The organism is Myroides sp. C15-4 (assembly GCF_050522745.1).
Taxonomy (GTDB): Bacteria; Bacteroidota; Bacteroidia; order Flavobacteriales; family Flavobacteriaceae; genus Flavobacterium.
The window spans coordinates 1-7,290 of the sequence record NZ_JBMVQX010000061.1; the positions used below are offsets into that span (position 1 = coordinate 1).

The window sequence follows — 7,290 nt, forward strand, 5'->3', positions numbered from 1 at the left end:
ACAGACGGTATTTTGGAGACAAACTCTTTGACAGACTAGTAATTGCGAATATAACAGGTGCATAAACGGATAATCAGTTAGTTTTTTAGTCGATTGATGTTTTTTCAATACAAACTGTATCTACGATAGATAAAGCTTCTTAGAGCTGTAATTAATTGCTTTACTAAGTAATAACGGTAGTTCACCCAAAGGTTTGTATTGTATTTGTCTAAGATAATTATCTTGTTCAGATTTTAAATATTTTTTTGATAATAGGAGTAAACTCCTAAAAGAATTTATGGGTTATATGAAAAATGTATTGGGTATGGTTTTAGTTTTACTACTCTTCTCGTGTTCAAGTAAAAAAGAGGATTCTGAGCAAGTTGTAGATAAACAGGTAGATGAGAAGGGTTTTTTCACGAAAACTAAAGAGATATTTATAGACTCTGATGAAGTTAAAAACGATAGACGCTTAGCTTATCTAACAGATATGAATACAAAGTATCCAGATTATAGGTTAGTTCTTGAATTTTTTAACTCAGATAACAATCCTTATATATTAGAGGCTAATGGAGATTTATATAAAATTATTGATTCCCAAATAGATGATGCAGGATCAAAAGTTTATAAGTATGAAGATGTCTTGACGTATTTTTATAAAGCAAAAGAAAATTTTTATATCTATAGTTTTTCAATTGACAATGCTAAGAAATTAAGCTGTACTAGTGTTAGACGCATAGGGGATGGATTATTTAAAACTGATATGCATGACATTGTTTTTGAGGATCACAAAATAGTTAAAGAAGACTTTAAAGGAGAAGTTTCTACTAAGTTTTATAAGGAAGGCAAACAACAATATTTTCGCTATTCAAATAAAGTAAATGGAGATAAGGTTGTTCATACTTTAAATCTGGGGGCAATAAAAGAGTTTTAATATGTATAAAAAAATTATAGTAGTAGCATTGTTTGCAAATGCATTTTTTCTTTACTCATGTTCAGAAAAAAAAGAACAAGTTAAAACAGAGGATTATACGCAATCAAAAGAAACGAGTATAGATATAGAATTATACAGTCAAAATGCACTTGAAATTTTATCTCGACATAAAGAGGGTAATCTTCAGGTAGTATTGCCTAATATTATTTATGATCAAGTAAAAATATATGATAATTTATTAGTTGAATACGAAAAGAAACAGATTTACGCTAAATCGGATATTGAATTTTTAAATTATAAAGATGAAATAGATAACCAAGCTTTAGTTAATTTATTAATGAAAGATGCTGAAATTAATTTAGCTTATAATGATTTAGTAAGTGAAATTGAAGACCTAAATATTGCTTATAGTAAGAAATTCAACATTAGTTTAGAGAAACTAAATTCTTTTTATGATCTTGACAACATTATTTTAAGTGAAGAGGTATTATTAAAAATTAAAGAGTTTTCTCAAGACGAAAAGCAAAGAATTAAAATTCAAGAAAAAGATGATTTGCAAGCGCTAGGTACCGATGGAATTGTTTTAGCCGCAGGTTTACTTCCTGGTGGTAGCTTAATTACAAAAGGAACTTTACGTGGTTTATCTCTAGGTGCTAAATTAGCTAAACAAGGTAAAAATGTATCGGATAATGCACCCCCTATAGTTAAACAAACCTATAAACTAATGTCTTATGTTGGAAATACTAAATTAGGCGCTAGTGCTAGAGATAAAGTTATTAAGTCACTTAGCAATGAAGTTAAGCGTCAAGTTTTAGCAGAGAGACAATTAATTAATACAAAGAGGCTTGGAACAGCATTAGCAATTAGTAGAGCAACTGAATTAGCTAATGTCAGCCCTTCAAAGATTAAGAGATCAAAAGAGTATTTTAAAGTTATTGAAAATAAGCTAGAAGGAAGAGTGGGAGATTATTCAGATGGTATCTTAGCTGTTCATCTACAAAATGTTCGAGAATTAATTAAAAAGAATCAACTGATTTTGAGTGAATTGAAATAGATAATAAATTATAAAAACTATTTAACATTTCGAGTACATACAAAACAATATTTTAAAAAGCCCAACAGCAATTTATCTTTGCTGTTGGGCTTTGTATTCCTAGACTATGGAGTTGCTTCCTTTTGTTGAGCTTTGTTTAGTACGGCGGATTGCTTCTACTTAGGAGCTAGAAGGTACGTTAACCCGATCAGAACAACAAGTAGGGGGGAATACAGAACACCTGTCTATACAAATAGTCGCTTTACCAAGAGCGGCGTTTAGGAAGTGAGAGGCTCTAATTAAAACTCTTCAAGATCACTGGATATTGGTACCTTGAGTTGTTGAAATACAGTTACTACTTCTAGTATGCAATGTACATCTGCTGGATTTAAAAAGAAATCATCTGCTTGAGTCGTACAATGCTGTACATAGTAGTAAAAAAGTTCATTTATACATTGCGCATAAGCCGTAAAGCTTGCTTGTTGATCATAAAGCGATTGAAGTAACGCTAAGTTGTACTGATCGTTTGCGGTAAGCAACGAAGGGGTTGGAGTTGCATTCATATGCTGTGAGTTGAAGGAAATAAAACCCGTATGGGTTAAGTGTCCTAACGTTCACATAAACGCTTGCAGTTGTTTCCAATCCTGCCACTGTACCATACGAGTCAAATTTTTTGTTTTATGTTGTTATGTGATTAAAGGAGAGATAAAAGTACTGTATTTTAGTCTTTGTTTTTGGTGTATATATTTGATTACTAGTATTTTGTTTGTTTTGTATACGTCTTTTTTAGGAAGTGTTTGTTTTGTGAATGTCTTTTTTCGTTCCCATAAAAAAGAAAGTTGCAGGTTTTGTATGGGATAAGTAGGTAGCACTAACCTCAATGGTGTTGATGGGGTAGTATGTCTAAGTTTCACAGACAATGACAGTAAACATTTCTTGTAACATTCGCCTGAATTCCTTGCCGTATCTTTTTTCTAGTTCACTAGGTGATAAGGAAGAAGTGAGGTGAAGTTTAGGGTAGGTCAGGTCAAAGCGCTGTTCATACAAGTGTTCTACGATATTATAGACCACATCACAGGTAGATCCATAGTTTTGGGCCACTTGTTCGCGACCAATATTATCCAAGCACAACACTTTAGATTGGGGTTCGAAAAGCGAACTAAACGCTTCATATCCCTCACAAGAAAACTCGAATGCCAAAAGTCTACTGCTTTTGATTTCATAATTTCACCTTCGCGAAAAAAAATGCTGAATAAGACGAAAAAACGCAGTTTTACCCGTTTGAGGGGCACCCATCAACAGGAGTCCTCTGTTGGGATGTAGGTTGTGCTTATTCATATTTTCGGCGTCTTCAATGGCGTAAATCAATAGTTTGTGAAAGATTTGTCGCTGTTTAAGACTCAACATAAAGTTTGGTCCGTAAATGGAGGTTCCCCTTTCCATAATAAAGGCCTCACATCGATCGAGGTCGTATATTTTTTTTCGCGTGGCTGTATTGATATCATACGTATCTTCTAGTTGTAATTTAAAGAGGCTCATAAAATTTTGTGTTTACAGTTGTTTTTTCTTCTTTTTTAGTTTGCTGTTTTAATAAGTGACCCACTTCTTGTTTCTTAGTCGGCGTTGTACTCGTTGTCTTACTCGAGTCCGTACCCGTTTTCTTTTCTCGCGTTGTACTCGACTGCCTAATCGGTGTTGTAGGAGGAGAAGACCCAAGCGGTGTAGAGGTTGTCGGTTGTATTTGAGTCATCTGTTCGAGGTTCAATTGCTCCAGGCTAAATTGCTCGTAGGAAAGCATGGATACTTGACTAATACCATACTTGGAGGTAGAGGGGTGATAAACAATCCAACCCCAATAGTGGAGCTCTTTCATGCATTTGCTATAGGTAGAGAAAATACCAAGTTTGCTCAAATTGATCATCTCTTGTCTGTTAATGCCAAAAGAAGGGGCAAATCGATTTTGGTTCCAAAGGAGAAAGAGAGCAACATAGAGTGCGATAAGCGTTGAATTGGTCTTGGGGTTGGTCTTCATCAGGTCGAAGCAAGCGTTTAAATGTTTAATATAATTCATCTTTGGGGGTGTTTTAGTTGATCAAATGTAGAATAGAACGAAAAATTTTACACTTTGCTAATTGCTTTGTTTGGTGGTGATTCTGTAATATTTGAATTGAAAAGTCGTTGTTTGTGTGTTTTCGTCAAATTTTCAGTATGGTTTTTGCTTCATTTTTGTGATAAAAATAAAATGTAAGAATATGAACAAGAAACTTAGGTATTGTTTAGAGCAAAAAGTGCGATTAATTGATGAATTAGAGCAGAAGCAGGATATGAATATAGAAGAATGGTCGGCTCATGTGCATCATTGGAATAAATTCATGAAGAAATTGAGGGTAGTGGCTCGTACCCATTCCTTTCGAACGAAGGCGAGTGAACGTATCTTTTATGAGGAAATATGGATCGATACCCTTACGTACTATTGGTATAGCCGTGAAATGGTGTTTTTTTGCAACTCCCTCCCAATTGAAGACACGCAATTCGAAGCTTATATTAATCAGAAGCTAAAGCAGTATATGACCTACAGGTTGCAATCTTTTGAGCGGTATAACGCGTTTTGTGCCCAACAGCTTCCCATAGATTATTTAGCCCTTAAAATGCACGTAGTAGAAAATGATGAGCGAGGAGAATGGGCCTTTTTTGATGAGCGATATCCGTTTTTATATAACGCCTATTTTGGAGCTTTGAAACGTATTATTAATTGCCTAACAGGCCTGTTAAATCTACAAGAGGAGCGAGAAACACCAATCCTCTTGACATGGAATCGCTCCAAACAAGATTTTTGCTTATTCGTGTATGCGCTGGCTCATTGTAATCGGATCAATGGAGAAAAGGTAGCTGTGATGGTTGTTGTACGAGAGATTGGTCAACTGTTTGGTCTAGATGTTAGCAAGCATTTTTACCAAACCCTTAACAAGGTTAAAAAACGCACGGATTTTTCGAATAACTTTTTAGCTGAAATGAACCAAGTCATTGTGGATATGGATCTATACAATGAATAAAAAAAGAGGCGGAGAGGGGAGAAGGAAATACAGCGGATTGTTCTATTGTTTCCTAACAAGAGGATAGAGAATCGCGTTTTTCTACAGTACAAAAGAGGACAGCCATTGAACGGCTGTCCTCTTTTTTTTCCTACTTAACGCATCGACAAGGGGCTATTCGTCTTCCATTGTACTTTGATTTACTGCAGGGATAATTCCCCTTGCTACGGCTAAATATGTCGCAACGGTGGTGAGCATCACAGGTAAGGTGACGGGTGCAGTAAGAATACCCCCCACTAATGGCAGCTAAGGTTAGGCAAATGTTTTGCTTGTCGATTTGAGGTAACCCATGGGACGTTTCGGGTAGATAAAGTCGATGGAGTACCAGTGTCAGCATAGTCTTGATTTTTGTAGGTTAGTGTCTGACAAAATTGCTCGAAATAGCAGCGATGGAAAAGAGAGGGTGATGCGTTTGATCGCGATTGGGTATACAAAGGAGTAAAAGATTTTGCTCGACTGTTAACGGTACAAGTGCTGGAAAACACTACCCCTTCATGTAAAAGAGAAGTACCTTCACGACAATGAATCGTAAAAAGGAACAAGATGAGTACAACAGCTAGATAAAATGGAAGAATGTTTATTTATGCTACAGCTGTAGTTGTAAGTACAGGACGCAGTTATAAAACAGCCCTAAAAATTCTAAATGAAGTTCGAAAGAGGTATGAAAGACCAGCAGGAGCGATGGTGACCTACAAAGAGTTTAGTGTATGTATGCACTTAGACGAAGAAGAAGTCTTTAGCGCGCTGCAATAGGTAAGGTTTTGTTTGGGTTTCCTATGGGTTTTGTTTGGTAAAATGGGGTCTAGCCCTAGTAAACACAGGGAAATACCATAGAATCCCCAAACAAATGACAAGGTTTTATTTATACTTGCATGATCTACAGTGTTTTATTTTTTAATGGAGGAGAAATATAACGCCATTTTATCCTTTGTAATCCCAAAAGTGGAAGAATGGAGCAGGGGGGATTTCACAGTTGAATTTACTTGTTTAGGTTTGCAGTGTATTCCTCGAATAAGCGAGCAAAAAGGAGAGAATGTAGAAAAAAATAATCATTGTAAATCGAGAAAGTATGGCAGAAGTTAAACAAGGTATTTTAGGAGGAGTCAGTGGAAAAGTAGGCACTGTCGTAGGCGCGAGTTGGCGAGGTAAAAACATCATTCGAGCTAGGCCGCGCAAAACGGGAAAAAAAGCATCGAAAAAGCAGCTAGACCACCGCAGTAAGTTTAGCCTGGTATCCCAATTCTTGCAGCCATTAAATTTCTTATTGAAGCGCTATTTTGGCACGAGTCAAGGGCTAAAATCGCCGCTTAATTTAGCGATGGCGTATCACATCAATGAAGCGGTTGTTGCGCAAGAGGATGCTTTTGTTATTCAGGTGGAAAAGGTTGTTATAAGCAAAGGAATTCTGCCTACGGTAACGATGAATACGGTAACGGTAGACCATGCAACCCTTAGTTTGGCTTGGACAATCAACACAGCGGCTAGCTTGGGCAAAGCAAGCGACTTGCTAACAGTTGTGGTCTACGATAAACAGTCCCACGTGATTCAGATTTTTGATCGCGTTGTCACGCGAGGTGCAGCCGCGTTTTCAACGTCCTTACCCGAAGGAATTGAGGCTGGCAGTTGTGTGATTTGGTTTTTTCTGACCAATGAAGAAGATACGGAATGCAGTACAAGCTCCTTTGTAAAGGCAAGTGGAGGAAATTAAGAAAAAAGAGGGTGTCCCAAAAGGTCACCCTCTTTTGTATTATATAAAACGTTACTTTTCTCTTAGATTAAAAGTTCTTGCAATTAAAACGAGTTTTAGACTTATAATTTGTCATTTTTCGTTTATCAGTCTCTTTTTTAGGATGAAAATTGTTGTTTAAAGTCGATTTTTCTCTATTCTTAGTAAGTTTTCTTAAATTATGTGCAAGAGCCATCAGTCCAAATTCAATTTCGACCATTTCTAATCCTCTTAGAGTAAACCTAGTAAATTTGTTGTTGCTTTTTAGTTGTCCAAAAACAGCTTCTACTTCTACAGGTCTTTTACTTCTATGATATTTACCGCGTTCAGAGTTGAGTAATTCTCTAATATGTTGTTTTATTTGAACCAATCTATGATTCATAGAGACTGTTCTGTTTTCTGCTGCTTTATTACATAGCTCTTTTAACGAGCATTTCAAGCAGTTAGAAGCTTGGTACAAATGTATTTTTGATGCAAAACCAGTGGTGGTGTATTTAGTACTACTTCCAATATTAGGTAGCTTTTC

At 36.0% G+C, this 7,290-nt stretch carries 10 protein-coding genes; 5 read left to right on the forward strand and 5 right to left on the reverse strand.

The genetic code is table 11. From position 1 onward, the window contains the following. Window positions 1-286: 286 nt before the first annotated feature. Both ACPDHL_RS15755 and ACPDHL_RS15760 read left to right on the forward strand, forming a co-directional pair. On the forward strand, window positions 287-913 hold the full coding sequence (locus tag ACPDHL_RS15755; protein ID WP_430533680.1) for a hypothetical protein: 627 nt from the start codon (window positions 287-289) through the stop codon (window positions 911-913). A 1-nt stretch (window position 914) separates the two neighbouring features. After that, window positions 915-1,967, forward strand: a complete 1,053-nt coding sequence (locus ACPDHL_RS15760) for a hypothetical protein (RefSeq protein ID WP_430533681.1) — start codon at window positions 915-917, stop codon at window positions 1,965-1,967. A 278-nt stretch (window positions 1,968-2,245) separates the two neighbouring features. Here the strand turns inward: ACPDHL_RS15760 and ACPDHL_RS15765 are convergent, their stop codons facing one another. From ACPDHL_RS15765 to ACPDHL_RS15780, 4 genes are all read right to left on the reverse strand, one after another. Continuing rightward, entirely contained in the window at window positions 2,246-2,509 is a 264-nt protein-coding gene (locus ACPDHL_RS15765) for a hypothetical protein (protein ID WP_430533682.1), read from the reverse strand. 340 nt (window positions 2,510-2,849) lie between these two features. After that, window positions 2,850-3,146, reverse strand: a complete 297-nt coding sequence (locus tag ACPDHL_RS15770; protein ID WP_430533683.1) for a hypothetical protein — start codon at window positions 3,144-3,146, stop codon at window positions 2,850-2,852. A 27-nt stretch (window positions 3,147-3,173) separates the two neighbouring features. Next, on the reverse strand, window positions 3,174-3,485 hold the full coding sequence (locus tag ACPDHL_RS15775) for a hypothetical protein (RefSeq protein ID WP_430533684.1): 312 nt from the start codon (window positions 3,483-3,485) through the stop codon (window positions 3,174-3,176). Further along, a complete protein-coding gene (locus tag ACPDHL_RS15780) occupies window positions 3,472-4,017 on the reverse strand; it encodes a hypothetical protein (RefSeq protein ID WP_430533685.1) in 546 nt (181 codons plus the stop codon). Before ACPDHL_RS15780 ends, ACPDHL_RS15775 begins: the two co-directional genes overlap by 14 nt. A gap of 181 nt (window positions 4,018-4,198) precedes the next feature. Here ACPDHL_RS15780 and ACPDHL_RS15785 point away from each other — a divergent pair, with 181 nt between their 5' ends. The 3 genes from ACPDHL_RS15785 (at window position 4,199) to ACPDHL_RS15795 (ending at window position 6,746) form a co-directional block, all read left to right on the forward strand. Next, entirely contained in the window at window positions 4,199-4,999 is an 801-nt protein-coding gene (locus ACPDHL_RS15785; RefSeq protein WP_430533686.1) for an RteC domain-containing protein, read from the forward strand. A gap of 612 nt (window positions 5,000-5,611) precedes the next feature. After that, the gene (locus tag ACPDHL_RS15790; protein WP_430533687.1) at window positions 5,612-5,791 is read left to right on the forward strand and encodes a hypothetical protein; all 180 of its coding nucleotides are present in this window, start codon (window positions 5,612-5,614) and stop codon (window positions 5,789-5,791) included. Between the two features lie 316 nt (window positions 5,792-6,107). Beyond that, window positions 6,108-6,746 carry a DUF6266 family protein gene (locus ACPDHL_RS15795; protein ID WP_430533688.1) on the forward strand — a complete coding sequence of 213 codons (639 nt, stop codon included), beginning with the start codon at window positions 6,108-6,110 and terminating at the stop codon, window positions 6,744-6,746. A 67-nt stretch (window positions 6,747-6,813) separates the two neighbouring features. On the opposite strand, the gene ACPDHL_RS15800 is transcribed toward ACPDHL_RS15795, so the two are convergent. Then, a partial coding sequence (locus tag ACPDHL_RS15800) for a transposase (protein WP_430533689.1) occupies window positions 6,814-7,290 on the reverse strand: 477 nt, incomplete at its 5' end.

What these genes read in the sequence shown, in the direction of transcription:
- ACPDHL_RS15755 (WP_430533680.1), top strand. Translation starts at nt 287, where the DNA reads ATGAAAAATGTATTGGGTATGGTTTTAGTTTTACTACTCTTCTCGTGT.
- ACPDHL_RS15760 (WP_430533681.1), top strand. Translation starts at nt 915, where the DNA reads ATGTATAAAAAAATTATAGTAGTAGCATTGTTTGCAAATGCATTTTTT.
- ACPDHL_RS15765 (WP_430533682.1), bottom strand. Translation starts at nt 2,509, where the DNA reads ATGAATGCAACTCCAACCCCTTCGTTGCTTACCGCAAACGATCAGTAC.
- ACPDHL_RS15775 (WP_430533684.1), bottom strand. Translation starts at nt 3,485, where the DNA reads ATGAGCCTCTTTAAATTACAACTAGAAGATACGTATGATATCAATACA.
- ACPDHL_RS15780 (WP_430533685.1), bottom strand. Translation starts at nt 4,017, where the DNA reads ATGAATTATATTAAACATTTAAACGCTTGCTTCGACCTGATGAAGACC.
- ACPDHL_RS15785 (WP_430533686.1), top strand. Translation starts at nt 4,199, where the DNA reads ATGAACAAGAAACTTAGGTATTGTTTAGAGCAAAAAGTGCGATTAATT.
- ACPDHL_RS15790 (WP_430533687.1), top strand. Translation starts at nt 5,612, where the DNA reads ATGTTTATTTATGCTACAGCTGTAGTTGTAAGTACAGGACGCAGTTAT.
- ACPDHL_RS15795 (WP_430533688.1), top strand. Translation starts at nt 6,108, where the DNA reads ATGGCAGAAGTTAAACAAGGTATTTTAGGAGGAGTCAGTGGAAAAGTA.